The organism is Bacteroidota bacterium (assembly GCA_008933805.1).
Taxonomy (GTDB): Bacteria; Bacteroidota; Bacteroidia; order UBA8524; family UBA8524; genus SB11.
Genome location: WBUH01000006.1, coordinates 212,886 through 228,774, shown reverse-complemented (window position 1 = coordinate 228,774; position 15,889 = coordinate 212,886). Strand labels below are relative to the sequence as shown.

12 protein-coding genes, 1 tRNA gene and 1 pseudogene are annotated in these 15,889 nt (G+C 43.6%); 8 read left to right on the top strand and 6 right to left on the bottom strand.

Annotated features, from left to right (window positions below):
• Positions 1-16: 16 nt before the first annotated feature.
• Positions 17-922 (top strand): hypothetical protein, encoded by a 906-nt coding sequence (locus F9K23_08375; protein ID KAB2916614.1) that lies wholly within the window; start codon positions 17-19, stop codon positions 920-922.
• Here F9K23_08375 and F9K23_08370 read toward each other — a convergent pair.
• A tRNA-Glu gene (locus tag F9K23_08370) sits at positions 885-956 on the bottom strand. The genes F9K23_08375 and F9K23_08370 overlap by 38 nt on opposite strands.
• A 237-nt stretch (positions 957-1,193) precedes the next feature.
• On the opposite strand from F9K23_08370, the gene gap reads away from it, so the two are divergent.
• Positions 1,194-2,192: a type I glyceraldehyde-3-phosphate dehydrogenase gene (gap, locus tag F9K23_08365; GenBank protein KAB2916606.1), complete on the top strand. Its 999-nt coding sequence runs from the start codon at positions 1,194-1,196 to the stop codon at positions 2,190-2,192.
• A 56-nt stretch (positions 2,193-2,248) separates the two neighbouring features.
• Here the strand turns inward: gap and F9K23_08360 are convergent, their stop codons facing one another.
• Together F9K23_08360 and F9K23_08355 are read right to left on the bottom strand one after the other, a co-directional pair.
• Positions 2,249-2,764 (bottom strand): CHAP domain-containing protein, encoded by a 516-nt coding sequence (locus F9K23_08360; GenBank protein ID KAB2916613.1) that lies wholly within the window; start codon positions 2,762-2,764, stop codon positions 2,249-2,251.
• 144 nt (positions 2,765-2,908) lie between these two features.
• Complete coding sequence (locus F9K23_08355; protein KAB2916605.1) at positions 2,909-3,841, bottom strand: AraC family transcriptional regulator; 933 nt, start codon at positions 3,839-3,841, stop codon at positions 2,909-2,911.
• Between the two features lie 158 nt (positions 3,842-3,999).
• Here F9K23_08355 and F9K23_08350 point away from each other — a divergent pair, with 158 nt between their 5' ends.
• The 6 genes and pseudogenes from F9K23_08350 (at position 4,000) to gldG (ending at position 10,291) form a co-directional block, all read left to right on the top strand.
• Positions 4,000-4,638 carry a cysteine hydrolase gene (locus tag F9K23_08350; protein KAB2916604.1) on the top strand — a complete coding sequence of 213 codons (639 nt, stop codon included), beginning with the start codon at positions 4,000-4,002 and terminating at the stop codon, positions 4,636-4,638.
• Between the two features lie 98 nt (positions 4,639-4,736).
• On the top strand, positions 4,737-6,152 hold the full coding sequence (locus tag F9K23_08345; protein ID KAB2916603.1) for an FAD-binding protein: 1,416 nt from the start codon (positions 4,737-4,739) through the stop codon (positions 6,150-6,152).
• A gap of 331 nt (positions 6,153-6,483) precedes the next feature.
• Positions 6,484-6,690: pseudogene (locus tag F9K23_08340) on the top strand (hypothetical protein).
• A gap of 69 nt (positions 6,691-6,759) precedes the next feature.
• Entirely contained in the window at positions 6,760-7,653 is an 894-nt protein-coding gene (locus tag F9K23_08335) for an LD-carboxypeptidase (GenBank protein KAB2916602.1), read from the top strand.
• 96 nt (positions 7,654-7,749) lie between these two features.
• A complete protein-coding gene (gldF, locus tag F9K23_08330) occupies positions 7,750-8,478 on the top strand; it encodes a gliding motility-associated ABC transporter permease subunit GldF (protein ID KAB2916601.1) in 729 nt (242 codons plus the stop codon).
• Positions 8,479-8,506: 28 nt separating this feature from the next.
• Positions 8,507-10,291, top strand: coding sequence for a gliding motility-associated ABC transporter substrate-binding protein GldG (gene gldG, locus F9K23_08325; protein ID KAB2916600.1), 1,785 nt, complete (start codon positions 8,507-8,509; stop codon positions 10,289-10,291).
• 771 nt (positions 10,292-11,062) lie between these two features.
• Here gldG and F9K23_08320 read toward each other — a convergent pair.
• From F9K23_08320 to F9K23_08310, 3 genes are all read right to left on the bottom strand, one after another.
• The gene (locus F9K23_08320; GenBank protein ID KAB2916599.1) at positions 11,063-13,096 is read right to left on the bottom strand and encodes an AAA family ATPase; all 2,034 of its coding nucleotides are present in this window, start codon (positions 13,094-13,096) and stop codon (positions 11,063-11,065) included.
• A gap of 464 nt (positions 13,097-13,560) precedes the next feature.
• Positions 13,561-13,914 carry a hypothetical protein gene (locus F9K23_08315; GenBank protein KAB2916598.1) on the bottom strand — a complete coding sequence of 118 codons (354 nt, stop codon included), beginning with the start codon at positions 13,912-13,914 and terminating at the stop codon, positions 13,561-13,563.
• A 10-nt stretch (positions 13,915-13,924) separates the two neighbouring features.
• On the bottom strand, positions 13,925-15,811 hold the full coding sequence (locus tag F9K23_08310) for a metallophosphoesterase family protein (protein ID KAB2916597.1): 1,887 nt from the start codon (positions 15,809-15,811) through the stop codon (positions 13,925-13,927).
• Positions 15,812-15,889 lie beyond the last annotated feature (78 nt).

Genomic DNA, 15,889 nt, shown 5'->3' with positions numbered 1-15,889 from the left:
ACAAACAATTCGTAAAATGCTTCTACCAAAAGGTTTGACGCTTTCCCGCGCTGCATTTTCCAATGTTTTTCATAACAGGTTGTATGCGGGCAGTATTGTGATTAAAGCGGACAAGGCAGAAGCGGAAGTAATGGTCAAAGGGGTACATGAAGGTTTGGTGTCAGAAGAGTTGTTTGATAAGGTTCAATCTGTAGCTAAGGGAGAAAAGGAAAGCCATGGTAAACCGAAAACCGCAAAAGAGGAATTGCCATTGCGCGGGTTTTTGGAATGCCCCATATGCGGAGGTAATTTGACGGGGAGTGCTTCCCGCTCTCGAAACGGTGTAAAGCACTTTTATTATCACTGTCAAAAGGGATGCCCTACTCGCTTTAGGTCGGATGCTGCCAATGATGCGTTTGATGAGTGGCTTGCAACGGTGAGCCTTAAACCGGAACATACAGAAAACTATATACAATTGTTTGAGTCGATGTTTATGAAAGATGATGAAGCCAGAAAGAAGGAGTTAGAGCGTATAAAAAGTGAAATCGCAAAAACCGAAGACTCTTTGGTAAAGCTTGGTCGGTTGTATGTTGAAGGCAAAGTGGATGATACCGATTATGAAAACCTCAAGTCTTCGTATAAGGACGAGATCGCCAAGTTGAGGTTGGAGAAAGAAGAGCATGATATTGACGTTTCTGAAACGATTAAAGGTATGGAGTTTGCGTTTTCTGTATTGAGCAACCTGCAAAATTTATGGAGAGAACTTGACCTTGAAGGTAAGCGAATATTGATTGGTTCGATAGTTAACGGAAAGCTGATTTTTGATGGTTCTGAGTATCGAACCAAGCCCGAAGGCTTATTTATAAAAGAAATGGCTGCCATTGCTGACAGCCATTCTTGTTCAGTAGCCCGTACGAGAATCGAACTCGTCTCTCATCCGTGAAAGGGATGCGTCCTAACCGATAGACTAACGGGCCGTCTCGGTAAAAAGGAGTGCAAAGATAGCTATTTGTAAATACAATGCAACAGTTTTGGTTAAAATTTTTTGTTTGGCCGTTTATACGACACAAAAACAACACGCACAGGGGTTTGTATTTCAGTTACTTTAATCCTAATTTTGCGCCACCAAAAACGCCTTGTTGTTTTTAAAGTGCTTGTTTGCCGGGCGCGGCGTTTGCCAAAGCAAGCCATCATAACATAATTTTCTTCAGTAAATGAAAGTAGGAATTAACGGCTTTGGCCGCATTGGTCGCCTTGTATTCAGGGCTGCCATTAACAACCCAAAAGTTGAAATTGTAGGCATTAACGACCTTATTGAGGTAGATTACATGGCCTATATGCTTAAGTACGATAGTACCCATGGCATTTTTAACGGTGATGTGAAGGTAGAGAACGGTATGTTGGTAGTAAATGGAAAAACTATCCGCGTAACTGCTGAGAAAGACCCTGCCAACCTTAAGTGGAATGAAATTGGTGCTGAGTATGTGGTTGAAAGTACCGGTTTGTTCCTAACTAAAGAAACTGCTGCCAAACACATTGAAGCCGGTGCTAAACGTGTTATCATGTCAGCTCCTGCTAAAGACGATACCCCTACTTTTGTAATGGGCGTAAACAACACCCAATACACTGCTGATATGAGCATCGTATCAAACGCATCATGTACTACTAACTGTTTGGCTCCTGTAGCTAAAGTGTTGCATGATAACTACGGTATTTTGGAAGGTTTGATGACTACTGTACACGCAGTAACTGCCACCCAAAAAACTGTTGATAGCCCTTCTGCCAAAGATTGGCGCGGTGGCCGTGGTGCATACCAAAACATTATTCCTTCATCTACCGGCGCTGCTAAAGCAGTAGGTTTGGTTATCCCTTCACTTAAAGGTAAACTAACAGGCATGTCGTTCCGTGTTCCGGTTCCTAACGTATCTGTTGTTGATTTGACCTGCCGTTTGGAAAAAGCAACTTCATACGAAGAAATTAAAGCTACTATGAAGCGTGCCAGCGAAAACGAATTGAAAGGTATTTTGGGTTACACTGAAGACGCAGTAGTATCTAGCGACTTTATGGGTGATTCTCGTACTTCTATTTTTGATGCTGATGCAGGTATTATGTTGAGCCCTAACTTTGTTAAAGTAGTATCGTGGTACGATAACGAGTGGGGTTATAGCAACAAACTTGTTGATTTGATGGTACACATGGATACTGTTAAGTAATCCGTTACCCTTTATAATTTTATTGAGAAGGCTGCCCTTGGGCGGCCTTCTTGCTTTTATTCATCTTGCAATCGTAACCAGCCCAGTAAATCATCGCGGTCTATCGTCCACTTGCCGTCTTTCTCCTCCACCGTATAAGTTTCGCGCGAGGGAGCTGTAGGGCCCGGATTTTGCTGTATTAACTCTATCTCTTTGTCACTTACTTTTGAAACAATGGCAACGTGCCCATACGGGTTAAAGTCATGCGAGTTAAACACCAGTAAATCGTTTTCTTTGGGTGCTGCCTTACTACCATTTTTATATTGAATGAGATTACGCTTTTTGTTTAGCGTTCCGTCAGCAAGTGCCGTATCAAAAAAGTCCTTTGCGTGGCCGTATGAGTCGGGCATTTTATGGTTCAGATAATCGTAATAATACCGTTTCACAAACTCTACACATTGCCAGCGCAACCCGTAGTTATATCCGTCAGTAGCCAAATGCCGTTTGCCTGTATTGGCCACCGCCCCGTTGTAATATACCGGCACCCCGTTAAGGCTGTCAACAACGTCTCCTACTTCGTGTTCGGTGAGCATTTTGCCCGCCAAGGTTTGCGCCGTAGGGCTTTTGCATAGCAGCACCGCCCCAAAAGAAACCGTAAATAATGCAATGAGTAATATACCCGTTAGTTTTTTCACTGTTATTGCTAACGAATAAAACCCGCCTGTTTATTGTGCCGTTTAGTTAAAAGAAAGAGGATTGATTTCTTGAAATCTGCCGTTGGCTTTAAGAAAGCCGCCGGGGGTAATGCCTTCGCTTTTGCGAAACATTCTTACAAAATAATTAGGGTCTGAAAAACCTGCCGCATAGCCCGCCTCCTTTACACTTAAACGCTCTTGCACCATTAGCTGCTTTGATAGTTGAAGTCGCTCGCGGATTATCAGTTGATTAGGGGCAATGCCAAACTCGTGAGTAAACGCCCTGTAGAACGCCGATTTACTCATACAGGCCAGTTTGCATAATTCTTCCACCTTAATACTTGATGTTATGTGCGTACGTATATAATCAAGAACCAGCTTAAACGGGTTCTCCCCTGTGGCATTCTCAAGTCTGTTAAGGTTTTGCAACCTCAACACACATAAAATAAGGTCTTTTAGCAGCAAGTCGGCATGAATATCTTTAAACGGGTCGGTGCTTGTAAACGTACGTACAATCTGCTCATTCAAAAACGCCATTTCCCTGTTATTATCCAGCAAAGCGGGGGAGTTTTCAAACTTCCAGTCGGCTGTTACCTCTTGCCGCATCGAGTATTCGTTTATGTATGCCACTTGCTTGTTCAGGTAATCATTATCAATTACCACTGCCGTGCATTGTGTGGGCGATGTCAGACTGGCTTCTGGAAAATCGATGGTTAGTTTAGCATTACAAGGTGCTATTACTGTATTGCCTGGTAAATAGTCCCTGCGCGGTGCTTCGCCCAACATTATCTTTTTCTTTCCCCGCAACATCGATGTGATGGTAAACCCTTCAAAACTTAAGTTGTAGTTATGGGTTTCCTCATTGGTTTCATAAATATTAAGCTGACAACGGTTAAGGTTAAACGCGCTTTTATGTTCTACCAATGATTGGAGCTTGTGGTGTGGCGTGAGATGATATGTTCGGGGACTGAACATGACTTTGTAGTATCGTAGTAACGAAGTTAACGAATACGCGGCTCAATATATTTTTGTTTTTAACATTTGGGAAGAATGTGCTATTGATTGGGAAAATTGTGCCGCTAGGGTTTCGTAAAAGAAAAGAAGCTTTGTGTTTACTAATAAATACCAATAGTATGAACCCAAAACAAACCGCATTAGTTTTAATAGAATTTCAAAATGATTTTACCTCGCCCGGAGGTGTCTTTCACGAAGCTGTTAGAGGGGTAATGGAAAGCAACAATATGCTGAACAATACCCTTGAAACCGTTGCCGCTGCTCGCAAAGCGGGTGCACACATTATTTATGTACCCATTTCTTTTACCGAAGACTACCACGAATTAACTGCTACTCCTTACGGTATTTTGAAGGGTGTGGTTGACAATGGTGCGTTTAAGAAAAACAACTGGGGCTCAGAAATTATAGATGTACTAAAACCCCACGCAGAGGATGTGGTGATAGAAGGTAAACGCGGATTGTGCAGCTTTGCCAGCACCAACCTCGATTTTATTTTGCGCAGCATGGGCATTAATACGGTTGCCTTGGCCGGGTTTCTTACCAACTGTTGTGTAGAGTCGACCATGCGTACTGCGTACGAAAAAGGTTTTAATGTGGTAACCCTAACCGATTGTTGCGCCACACTTAGTATTGAGGAACACAACAATGCCCTTACTAAGGATTTCCCCATGTTTAGCCAGCCCATGCCCCACAACGAGTTCATTGCTATACTAAACAACCAGGGAGCGTTGGTAATGGAAGGCAAGGGCTACGAATAAGGTGTTCATTTTTAAAAGTTGAGTTATTAATAGTTAATTTTACGGGCACAGAACTGTTGCTGCAAGCAGCAGGCTGTGCTCTTTTTTGTTGTAGAAAGATGATTACTCCCGATATACTTACTCAATTACAGGCCGTTTTAGGTAACGCCAACGTTTTTACTGATGCCGAAACCCTGCACGAATACGGTAGCGATGAAACCGAAAACTTAAGCTTCCCGCCTTCGGTGTTGGTGAAACCTGCTACTACGCAAGAAGTGGCTGGCGTACTAAAAATAGCCTTTGAAAATGCTATACCCGTTACCCCCATAGGTGCAAGAACGGGGCTTAGCGGTGGCGCATTAAGCGTGCACAAAGGCATTGGATTATCGGTGGAGCGAATGAACCGTATTATTGAGATTGATGAGAAAAACCTGCAACTAACCGTGCAGCCGGGGGTAATTACTGAAGTATTGCAACAAGCGGTGATTGAAAAGGGAATGTATTATCCCCCCGACCCCAGCAGCAAAGGCTCGTGTTTTATAGGTGGTAATATTGCTGAAAACTCAGGCGGGCCGCACGCACTTAAATACGGAGTTACCAAAGATTATGTGCTGAACCTTGAGGTAGTATTACCCAATGGAGAGGTAATACAAACGGGTGCAAATACGCTAAAAAACTCAACGGGGTATAACCTTACCCAATTAATGGTGGGCAGCGAGGGTACGTTGGGGATTATTACCCAAGCCGTGCTAAAGCTTATCCCCTACCCTGATAAAAACATTTTAATGTTGGTGCCGTTTTTCTCGGCCACCAAAGCCTGCGAAGCAGTTTCGGCCATATTCCGCGCGGGTATAATGCCATCGGCTATTGAGTTTATGGAACGCGACGCGATTGATTGGGTAATGAAGTTTGTAGATGGCCTAACCGTGCCCGTGAAGGATGAAGTACAAGCCCACTTACTGATAGAGGTGGACGGTAACGATATGGACGAGTTGTTTAAACAAGCGGAACGGATAAATGAAGTACTGCTGAATTATGAATGCGACGAGATTTTATTTGCCGATACTGCCGACCAAAAAGAGGCACTTTGGAAGATGCGCCGCAGGGTTGCCGAAGCGGTAAAATCTCACTCGGTATATAAGGAAGAGGATACGGTAGTGCCCCGCTACGAGTTGCCCCGCTTGCTGGAAGGAGTAAAGGCCATCGGCAAGAAATATAACTTCAAAAGCGTGTGTTACGGCCATGCAGGAGACGGAAACCTGCACGTGAATATTATAAAGGGCGACATGAGCGACGAAGATTGGAATACGAAATTACCCATCGGTATTCGAGAGATTTTTGAGCTTACGGTGAGCCTTAAGGGAACTCTTTCGGGCGAACACGGCATCGGGTGGGTACAGAAGAATTATATGGACATCGCTTTCTCCTCAACCGAGCTTATGCTAATGAGGGGCATCAAACAGCTTTTTGACCCTAAAAACATTTTAAACCCGGGCAAGATATTTCCGGACAGCCTTTCGACAGGCTCAAGGTGAACCTTTCGGAAAACTCAATGTGAGCCTTCGATAAGCTGGTGAAGAAACTACTTTCCCGATGCTCCTTCAAAATAAGTAATTTTGTGCTATGGCGTTTTCTGAAAAACAAAGCATGGTAAAATGGTGGTGGATGTTACTACCCGTTTTCATTCCTGTAATTGTTATTTTGGGTACTTTGGGCAACGAAACCGACCCGGTAGAAAAAGCCGAACTGGTGCAGGCTTTGCCTATAGTTATTGCCCTTGAAGGGCTTGTAGCGGTTTTACTTTTTGCGTTACGGCTTACTTATAGTATTGATAACAAAGGTATAACAGTAACCTATTTTCCTTTTATCCGTCAACGCACTTATCAATGGGGTGATGTGGAGGCGGCCTATGTGCGCAAGTACAATCCCTTGGGCGAATATGGCGGGTGGGGCTTAAAAGGCGGCCTTAAAAGTGGCAAAGCCTATAATGTTTGGGGGAATAAAGGACTTCAGTTAACGTTTAAAAATGGCAAGAAACTTTTGATTGGCACCCAAAAAGCCGCTGAACTATCCGCGTACTTAACTACCCTTAAAACCGATACTCCCTCTTTGCCCATTCAGCCTTCACAGCTATAATCACTCATGATAAAACCTCCGTATTTAAAACCCGGCGATAAGGTTGGCATTGCTGCTACTGCGCGCAAAATAAGTTTATCAGAAATCCAGTATGCGATTAACACATTTACCGAGTGGGGTTTTGAGGTGGTGCTGCCCGAAGGCTTGTACCTTCAAGACCACCAACTTGCCGGTACCGATGCAGAACGTGCAACTGCTTTGCAAAGCTTGTTGGATAACCCTGAAATAAAAGCAGTGTTTTGCGCAAGAGGGGGCTATGGCACTATTCGGATAGTGGATTTGTTGGATTGGACACAGTTTGCAAAACACCCCAAGTGGATTGTAGGTTACAGCGATATTACCGTTTTGCACGGGCATATTAACCAAACACTGGGAATAGCCTCGTTGCACGCAACCATGGCGTTTAACATTACTCCCGAGGAAGAACGGCAGGCCGCCATTGCCTCGCTAAAGGAGGCACTAACGGGTAATCCGGTGGTTCATACATTGAATTCACACCCAATGAATAAAGAAGGCAACGCAAGCAGTGTGGTAGTGGGCGGCAATTTATCGGTATTGTATAGTATGATGGGGTCGGTATCGTTTCCTGATACTGACGGAAAAATTCTTTTTTTAGAAGACCTTGACGAATACCTGTACCACATTGACCGTATGATGATGGGATTGAAGCGTGCAGGCAAACTAACCCGTCTTGCCGCTTTGGTTGTGGGCGGTATGACGGATATGCGCGATAACGCCGTGCCTTTTGGTAAAACTGCCGAGCAGATTATTTACGACGCAGTAAAAGAATACAATTACCCGCTTTACTTTGGGCTTCAGGCCGGACACATTGCCAACAACCTTGCCCTGCCTATGGGGGTATCAGGCACCATTACAGGTAATACGCTTACGTTTGGCTAAAAAATGTGCGGGAGAAAGCACCCAAAACGCAAAAACACACGTTATACACGGATATAGTAAATGCTGCCCGATAATTGATAAATTCGCAACCGAATTATGCTGACAGTTTTTGTTAAAGAAATCCGCAGTTTCCTTAGCTCGCTCATTGCCTACATTACCATAGGCGTGTTTTTGCTGGCCATAGGACTGTTTATGTGGGTGTTTAAAGATACCAACGTACTGGATGGCGGCTATGCCAATATTGATACCCTGTTTTTTATGGGGCCTTGGGTATTTATCTTTCTTATCTCTGCCATCACCATGCGCAGCTTTTCAGAAGAAAAGAAGGTAGGAACTATTGAAACCCTAACCACCTCGCCCGTTAGCGATATGTCGGTAATTATGGGCAAATACCTTGCGGGTGTCGTACTGGTATTGTTTTCATTACTGCCCACGCTTTTGTATTACTATACCATCCACCAACTGGGCTACCCCAAAGGCAATATTGATACCGGTGCTATGTGGGGGTCTTACCTTGGTTTGCTGATGCTGGGCAGTGCCTTCGTGTCTATCGGGGTGTTTGCTTCGGCCATTACCGATAACCAGATAGTTTCGTTTGTTATCTCTATTTTCTTGTGCTTCTTTTTTTACATCGCTTTTGAATACATCGGCCAGTTGGATGCCTTGCGCAACGTAAGTCATATCATCCAGTGGGTAGGCATTTCCAGTCATTACGAGAGCATCAGCCGCGGAGTGTTAGATACCCGTGATGCTGCATATTTTATCAGTTTAATCACCTTGTTTTTATTACTCACCAAAGCCGTTTTTGGCAGCCGCAAGTGGTAGGTTTTCATACTAAAACGACTTTTACTTGATGAAAGAACAAAACATAGCCGCCACCACCAAAAAACGCAAACGCAGCCTAAAATACCAAGCCATGCTTGAGCTGGGTATAGCCCTTGCCTTGTTGGTGGTGCTTAATATTATTGCCTCACGCGTTTATACCCGTATAGATTTTACCAAAGAAAAACGCTACACACTGAGCAAAGCCAGTAAAGAACTGGCAAATCAACTGGAAGACGTGCTGTACGTGAAAGTGCACCTTGACGGAGAGTTGAACCCCGACTTTAAACGCCTTCGCACCGCTACCAAAGAGATGTTGGATGAGTTTAGAGTGGCTTCGGGCGGTAAGATTGAATACGAGTTTGCCGACCCATTGGCCGGAAAAACAGGCAAAGAAAAGGCCGAAATTATTGCCCAACTGCAAGAAAGCGGCCTGCAACCCACCGAAATATTTGACAACACAGGCGACCAAAACACCCGCCGTGTAATTGTACCCGGGGCTACGTTTTACTATAAAACCACCCAATACTATACCCTTAACCTGCTTAAGCAGCAATTTGGCCAACAGGCACAAGTGGTTCTTAATAAATCTATCGAGGCACTTGAGTATGAAATAGCCTCTACCATGCGCAAGGTGGTGGCAGGCAAGCGCAAACGCATTGCCTTTTTAGAAGGCCACGGCGAGTTGAGTGCCAACGAAGTGGGCGACCTTGCTACTGAATTGAGCAACCAATACGCGTTGGAACGCTTTAATATGCTGATGGATTCATCGAACACGGCATTTATACAGCAGTTTGCGGGCGGTTTGGATAAGGTTTCTAATGAGGAAGAGGCGGTTAGCTGGTTGTTAGACACCCTGCAACGCAGGCTAAACAGCTATGATATGCTGGTGATTGCCAAGCCTACGCTGGCTTTTAGTAATCAGGAGAAATACCACATTGACCAATACTTGATGAACGGCGGTAAGATTATTTGGCTGATTGACCCGCTAATTGCCAGTTTGGACAGTATTGACAAGTATAAAAACATAATGACGGCGGACTACTCGCTAAACCTAAACGATATGCTGTTTAGCTACGGTGCCCGCGTGAACCCTGATTTGATACAGGATGCCGAGTGCAACCAGCTAATGTTGAGCGGCAAACTATACCCGTGGGTGTATAACCCTATTGTGGTGGCCAAAAGCAAGCACCCCATTGTAAACAACCTAAACCCCATGCTGATGCAGTTTGCCAGCAGCGTAGATACAGTGGGCAAAAACGGTTTGGCCAAAAAGGTATTGCTTACCTCGTCGCTGTATTCAAGGCCGGTAAACAACCCTGTGGAACTTAGCTTTGATGTAGTAGCCCGTCCGCCCGCCCCGCAGTTGCTCAACAAACCCGAGCGTCCGTTGGCGGTATTGTTAGAGGGTAATTTCTCTTCGTTCCTTAAAGGGCAACGTCGCGCTACTGCCGACCCTAACATGAAGTACAAAGAGCAAAGTCCTGCCACATCAATGGTGGTAATCGGTGACGGCGATTTTATCCGCAATACCATATCGGGCAAGGGCGAGATTTTCCCACTGGGTTTCGACCGTAACACCAAGCGTATGTTCGACAACAAAAAGTTTTTTGTGAACTGCGTAGATTATATGCTGGATGCCAGCGGCTTGATTGAGGTGCGCACCAAAGAGTTTGAAATTCGCCCGCTAAACAAAACCAAAGTGAAAAAAGAGGCTAATACATGGAAAACCGTGAACATGGTTATCCCTGTGGTGGCGGTAATTATCTTTGGTTTGATTAACGGCATCATCCGCCGCCGCAAGTATGTGAGGTAGCGGGGCGTTGCTTCTTGCCTCCGCGTCATTGCGAAAAACTGCTTTTGAGTTTTGAAGCAATCCGTTTGTATCGAGCAACATCACCATCAAGAAGCGCCCAACCTTCCACCCGAATATAAAATTCAGGGCTTTTGAGAATAACGTCCCGAATGGTTTAAAACCATTCGGGACGAGTCCCACAACAACGGCGGGCTTTATGCCCGTCGAAACGAATGCTTACCCACCAAACACCTTCCTTAAACAATAATTTCATCTCATTTCACGGGATTGAAATCCCATACTCTTACAATTACCCTGCTGTAAAGGGCTTAAGTCCTTCACGTTCTCACCAACTGTTCTGCTGCCCAAGGTTGCCTCTTATCCCGTTTTGTTAAAGGGGAATTATCCTCAACCACAATAATCGTTTTCATAAGGGTGGGACACGCGGGACAGTCAATTTTCAATCCCATGCTATTGATTTTCTGTTGTTTATCTGTGAAAAAATTGTCCCGTTGGGGTGGGACAAAACGGGACAATTACTCAGTTACGGTGTTATGCGGTTACGCAGTTATTGTGTTATTTTTGTTACGCACCGCACAAGGGTTTGCGGGGTTTGCCATTACAACAGCTTTCAGGCTTTCAAAGAACCGGTTATCCTGTAATTGGAATTTGATATAATTGTGAGAACCCCTAAACTTGCCAAAGGACTCCTGAGCCTGTCGAAGGGGTCCCGAGCATGCCAAAGGAGCGCGCGGCAGTCATTCCCGTTTAAAATGGGAATCCGTGCAGGGGTCATGAATTTGCTTTCTTAATAAATTTATAAATTTTTTTGGCAAGTTCTTTGGCGGGTTCGCTCATATTCTCCCAAGTCAAATTGTCTTTAGCGGCGAGTGCTAAATCTAATTTATACTTTGTGTTGATTGTTCCGCTTTCAGCTATGAACGCTTTACCCACCACTTTATTACCAAACGTTGTTTCTAAATACCTTGCTAAATATTTCTCTTTATATTCTGAAAACTTGATTTTAGTAAAATCAATATTATGCTTAAAGTATGTATATACTTTAGGCAGCAGCTCGGATAGATTTTGTTCGCTCAACAAATTTTCAATCTCACGTACTGATAAAAGCTCAAATTGAAAATTTTTGTATTGCGCCAACTCTCTCTTCAAATGCCTTTTTTCTTTGCCTTTATCCATATCTGCTACAAGTAAAATCTTATTACTCAAAAACTGTGCTTTTATGGCGGGGGTTTCTTTAATCAACGCAGGTTCTTCAAAAATATAATGCTCAATATTAGTCCCTGCATATTCAAAAAAAGCATAATGTAAGTCCTCTTTATAAACTGTACTTTCTTCAAACTGTTTATAATACGCTTTTAAAAACTCCCGTATATAATACCTGTCTGTTATACCTTCCACCCAAATGGTGCAATTGGCCATAAACACTGAAGAGTTTTTAACCCCCAATAAGTTTAATACATCGGTATCCCCGCTTTTTACATTTTTAATTTCAAAATGCGCTTTATCGCCTTCTAAAATTTTCTTATCAAAAGTGAAGATGGAGGTCTCTTCGCCCATTTCTAAACTTAAATCCAGCAGGTGATTAGAGTGGGTAGTAATAAAGTATTTTAGTTTTTTCGATTTTAAGGGCTCTTTTGTAAGCTGCTCCAAAAATATACGCTGCATACCCGGATGCAGGTTAATTTCAGGCTCTTCAATAAACACCCATGTTTCCGGCTCTGCCACGTATATTGGAAATAGCAATGTTATTAATGATTGTATGCCATCACCTAAATTATGGATGTCCTGTTCTTCTCCTTTAATTGAAACTGTTATGTGTCTCCCAGAGTCCTTTTCGTCTTCCCTGGCAATAATTTCAAACTCTTCTGTATTGAAAAATGTTGTGCCAAGAAATTTTTCAAACTCTTCAAATAATATTCTTTTATCCCTAAAACTATTGCGGTGTTTTCTTATTGTTTCATAGAGCTTTTGTCCGGATGAAACAACAATTTGAGTAGATTTTTTCTCATTAAGAAAATAGTGATTTATAATGCTTGTTTCAAATATGTCCGCTTTTATTTTCGAAAATTCTTCATTCTCATATAAACTATGGGAAGACCTAAGAATAGGGATATATAGTGGGTTTTTAATAGTAGTTCCTATAATAGAGGTAGCTTCAAGTTTTTTGAAAATTATATTAAACTCTTTTATTGGGTTTTTAAAAAAGTTCTTACCAAGAACAGATGGTGTGATTACAAGAGAAGACGTCATTTGTGCCTGATTCAAAAAAAAATCATCATATTTTCTATCATAGATGCCATCTATTAAATCAAGGACTAAACTCACCTCTTGTATGTATTCTGAAAGATCAGTAAACCGGAATTCCGAAAATAATTTTTTAATCTCCTTGACATACTCTGATAAAGAGTTTTTTAAATCATAAATATCAATATTTGATTTGATTATATTTATTAATTTTTTAAACTCTGGGGGTGTTATTGGATTAGCAAAGAAGTTTGGAATGCTATGGGCTTTATTAATTTTGATTCCAAACGAAGACTCTCCAAAAACTGCCTGATTTTTCCTTATTTCTTCTTCAAGTTTATCAAATATATCCTTAACGTTAATTTTTTCACTGGTAATTAAGACATTACTTTTTTTTAAAATTGTCCTCAAAAACCTGCTCTTTCCTGAGTTGTTTACCCCAACAAACAGGTTAATTGTGCTAACGGGGCCAAAGGCTGATAAACGTTCTTCGGCATTTACATCGTAATATTCCGCATCTTTAAGCTCTTCATCAAAGTTATCATTTATCTGTATATACATATTCCTAATTTGACAGTTGTATCAAAAATACTACAAACAAATGAGTGTTGCTCAAACCCAAAAACAAAACAGGAGAAGATGCATCCTTCGTCAGCAGGATAGGTTAGCAAGAACGAGCGTACTATTGTTTAAAGAAGGTGTTTTTGTGTAAGCATTCGTGTCGACGGGCATAAAGCCCGCCGCTATTGTCGGGGTTCGTCCCGAATGGTTTAAAACCATTCGGGACGTTATTCTCAAAAGACCTGAATTTTATATTCAGGTTACCTTCGCCGACTATGGCACAAACGTTATGAACGCCGAGGGCGAGCAGATGATTAAACTCCTCCTTCTACATCATCCTCTGAGAGGAGGGCATTGGGAAATAATCCTTTTCAAACATTTCATCAAATACAAAACACCCATACAACGTTCAATATCCCCCGCAGGCGGGGGCAGGGGGTGGAAAATAGCTCACAGAAATACGTTCAGGATTTCTTCCGCATCAAAAAATACAAGGCAAGGGGGCAGGCCCAGTTTCCGGCGCGCTCTATAAACTCCAACCAATTTTCACCCGATACGGGGCGGATAAGGGCGGTTAAAAACGCCCAGCAGGCGGCCAGTAACAACACTTGTTTCACAGGTTTTATAAGGGTGATAGCGGCTATCAGCAAGTCCATCATGCCGATGCAGCGCATGGCAAGGGTATCGTAAGGTGCGTTGATGCCCACGGTATGTAAATAGGCAAACCACTGCGGACGAAGGTTGAACACATACCACCCGTGCCCTGCAAAGATGCCGAACACCCCTATGCGCAATACCCATTGCACGATGCTTTGCATAGGCATGGGCTTAGGGCTTACGCAGGATAAACGATTCTATTTCTTCCAACGTATCGGGGTTCACCACCTCTACTTCAATGCTTTTGCCTTCAACGTGAAAATACACCACAGCGTTTTGAGTAGTAAAACCATCGGTAAACTTTGTCCACGGGGTTTGCTCTTGGGCATAGTAAGGCGCACCTGCCGCTCCGTTGTTAATCTGCATAATGGTGCGGGTAAGCTGCTGGCGGGGCATTGTCCAGTCTTCGGGGTAAATGGGCGTATTAGGGCCAATTTCAGTGGTGCAGTAATTATGTTCGTCGCCCGTTAACACGGCCGCCACTTTGGTACTCTTGTTCACAATAATGTGCAACAGTTGGTCGCGACGTTGGATAATCCCTTTGTCAAGCGCCTGCCCGCGCACATAAGGACGGAACTGGTTGTTGCCGCTGTACCACATATCGTCCTTCACATGGCCGCCATTGGGAAACATGGGCGTGTGCAAGGTTAGAAACACGTGGTCAATGTTTTTATCTTCTTCCAGCAATTTTATGGTGCTGTCCAGCCATTCCAACTGTTTATCCATAATATACCCGTGTATGTTCCCGCCGCTCACGCTCACAAAATCGGTGTTGGGGGCATACCAGTAGTTGCTGTTTAGTACCACCACGCCCACATTGTCATAAGTGTAGTAAAATACATTCTCGTTGTACGGGGGGAAATCCTGCGCCTTGGGGTCGGGGTCGTAGCTTGTGCCGTCTTCGCTGGCAGGCCCGTTTTTAGGGTTTACAAAATTATCGGCAAACACAGCCTCGGCACTTTCAGTAGCGTAGGGAAATTTATCAATCTCAAGGGTTTTGCCGCCCTCTTCGGTAAAGTAGGCCGATAACGCCTCGTGGTTACCCATGCTGATATACACCGGAAAATAATGCGCAAACGGTTCAATGGCTCGTTTCCAGTTGGCATATTGCAGGTTTATTTCGCCTTTATCCGCCAAATAACCGTCTATTAAGTCGCCTGAGAACTGGGCGAAGGCAATGCCTTTGTGGTTGTTCAGTGCCATCATTTTTTTCATGATGTAATAGTTGGCACCATACACGTTACGCTCACCGCCGCCGTTTCCGTTGCGTGAATCGCTGGCATACGAAAAGGTAAAAAACTGACGGCTGCCCGGTTTGGGAGCTGTAGTAAACGAATAGGTTTGTTGGTGAGTACCCGTGCTTACGGTATAGCTGTAAGTAGAATCTGGTTGCAGGCCTTTTATCTCTACTTCGTGGTGATGGGTGGCCTTGCTGTCGGTAAACACCTTACCGCCCACACTTAGGGTAGCTTTTACGGCCTCGTTGGTTTCAAACGATATGGTAACCCCGTTGTGGGTAAGCAGGTTCACAAACGGGCCTTCGATGATGGTAGGGGCTACTTTAAACGGGCCTTTGCCTGTAAACCCTACGATACCGTCGTATAAAATCTCGCCTTTTTCGTTAAGTACGCGATACCCGATGGTACCTGCTCCGCTCTTCTCCCACCCCACCATGTCGTACTTGCCTTTTAGTTTATCGGCAATGTTTATAAATGCACTGCCGTTGGTAATGGGGGCAGCTTCTTTAAAATATACGGGTTGCGGGTGTTTACTGTCGCCGTAGGGAATCAGTCCGTAATATAGCAATCCTTTAAAGTTGTTATCGCCAAAGTAAAACGCAATGCCCTTGGTATCGCCTTTGGGGTTGCCTTTTAGCTGGGCAAGGGTATAAGTAGGCTTTGGGTCTTGCAAATAGTAGCGGCGACTACTGTCTTTAATATACAACCGGCCTTTATCGTCGGCCAATATATTGCCGTGTACACGAGGCACATAGCCCTGCGCAAACGCAGCGGCACTAACTAATAACAGAGATGCTGAAAGGAAAAGAGCTTTTTTCATACGGAAAGCAAAAATAAGAATTATGGGTATCGGGTGGGTGGCTTACCACGATTATTTGGGGTAAAGATTAATCAGGTT

Coding starts and splice junctions, on each gene's coding strand:
- F9K23_08375 (KAB2916614.1), top strand. CDS start 17: ATGCTTCTACCAAAAGGTTTGACGCTTTCCCGCGCTGCATTTTCCAAT.
- gap (KAB2916606.1), top strand. CDS start 1,194: ATGAAAGTAGGAATTAACGGCTTTGGCCGCATTGGTCGCCTTGTATTC.
- F9K23_08360 (KAB2916613.1), bottom strand. CDS start 2,764: ATGCTCACCGAACACGAAGTAGGAGACGTTGTTGACAGCCTTAACGGG.
- F9K23_08355 (KAB2916605.1), bottom strand. CDS start 3,841: ATGTTCAGTCCCCGAACATATCATCTCACGCCACACCACAAGCTCCAA.
- F9K23_08350 (KAB2916604.1), top strand. CDS start 4,000: ATGAACCCAAAACAAACCGCATTAGTTTTAATAGAATTTCAAAATGAT.
- F9K23_08345 (KAB2916603.1), top strand. CDS start 4,737: ATGATTACTCCCGATATACTTACTCAATTACAGGCCGTTTTAGGTAAC.
- F9K23_08335 (KAB2916602.1), top strand. CDS start 6,760: ATGATAAAACCTCCGTATTTAAAACCCGGCGATAAGGTTGGCATTGCT.
- gldF (KAB2916601.1), top strand. CDS start 7,750: ATGCTGACAGTTTTTGTTAAAGAAATCCGCAGTTTCCTTAGCTCGCTC.
- gldG (KAB2916600.1), top strand. CDS start 8,507: ATGAAAGAACAAAACATAGCCGCCACCACCAAAAAACGCAAACGCAGC.
- F9K23_08320 (KAB2916599.1), bottom strand. CDS start 13,096: ATGTATATACAGATAAATGATAACTTTGATGAAGAGCTTAAAGATGCG.
- F9K23_08315 (KAB2916598.1), bottom strand. CDS start 13,914: ATGCAAAGCATCGTGCAATGGGTATTGCGCATAGGGGTGTTCGGCATC.
- F9K23_08310 (KAB2916597.1), bottom strand. CDS start 15,811: ATGAAAAAAGCTCTTTTCCTTTCAGCATCTCTGTTATTAGTTAGTGCC.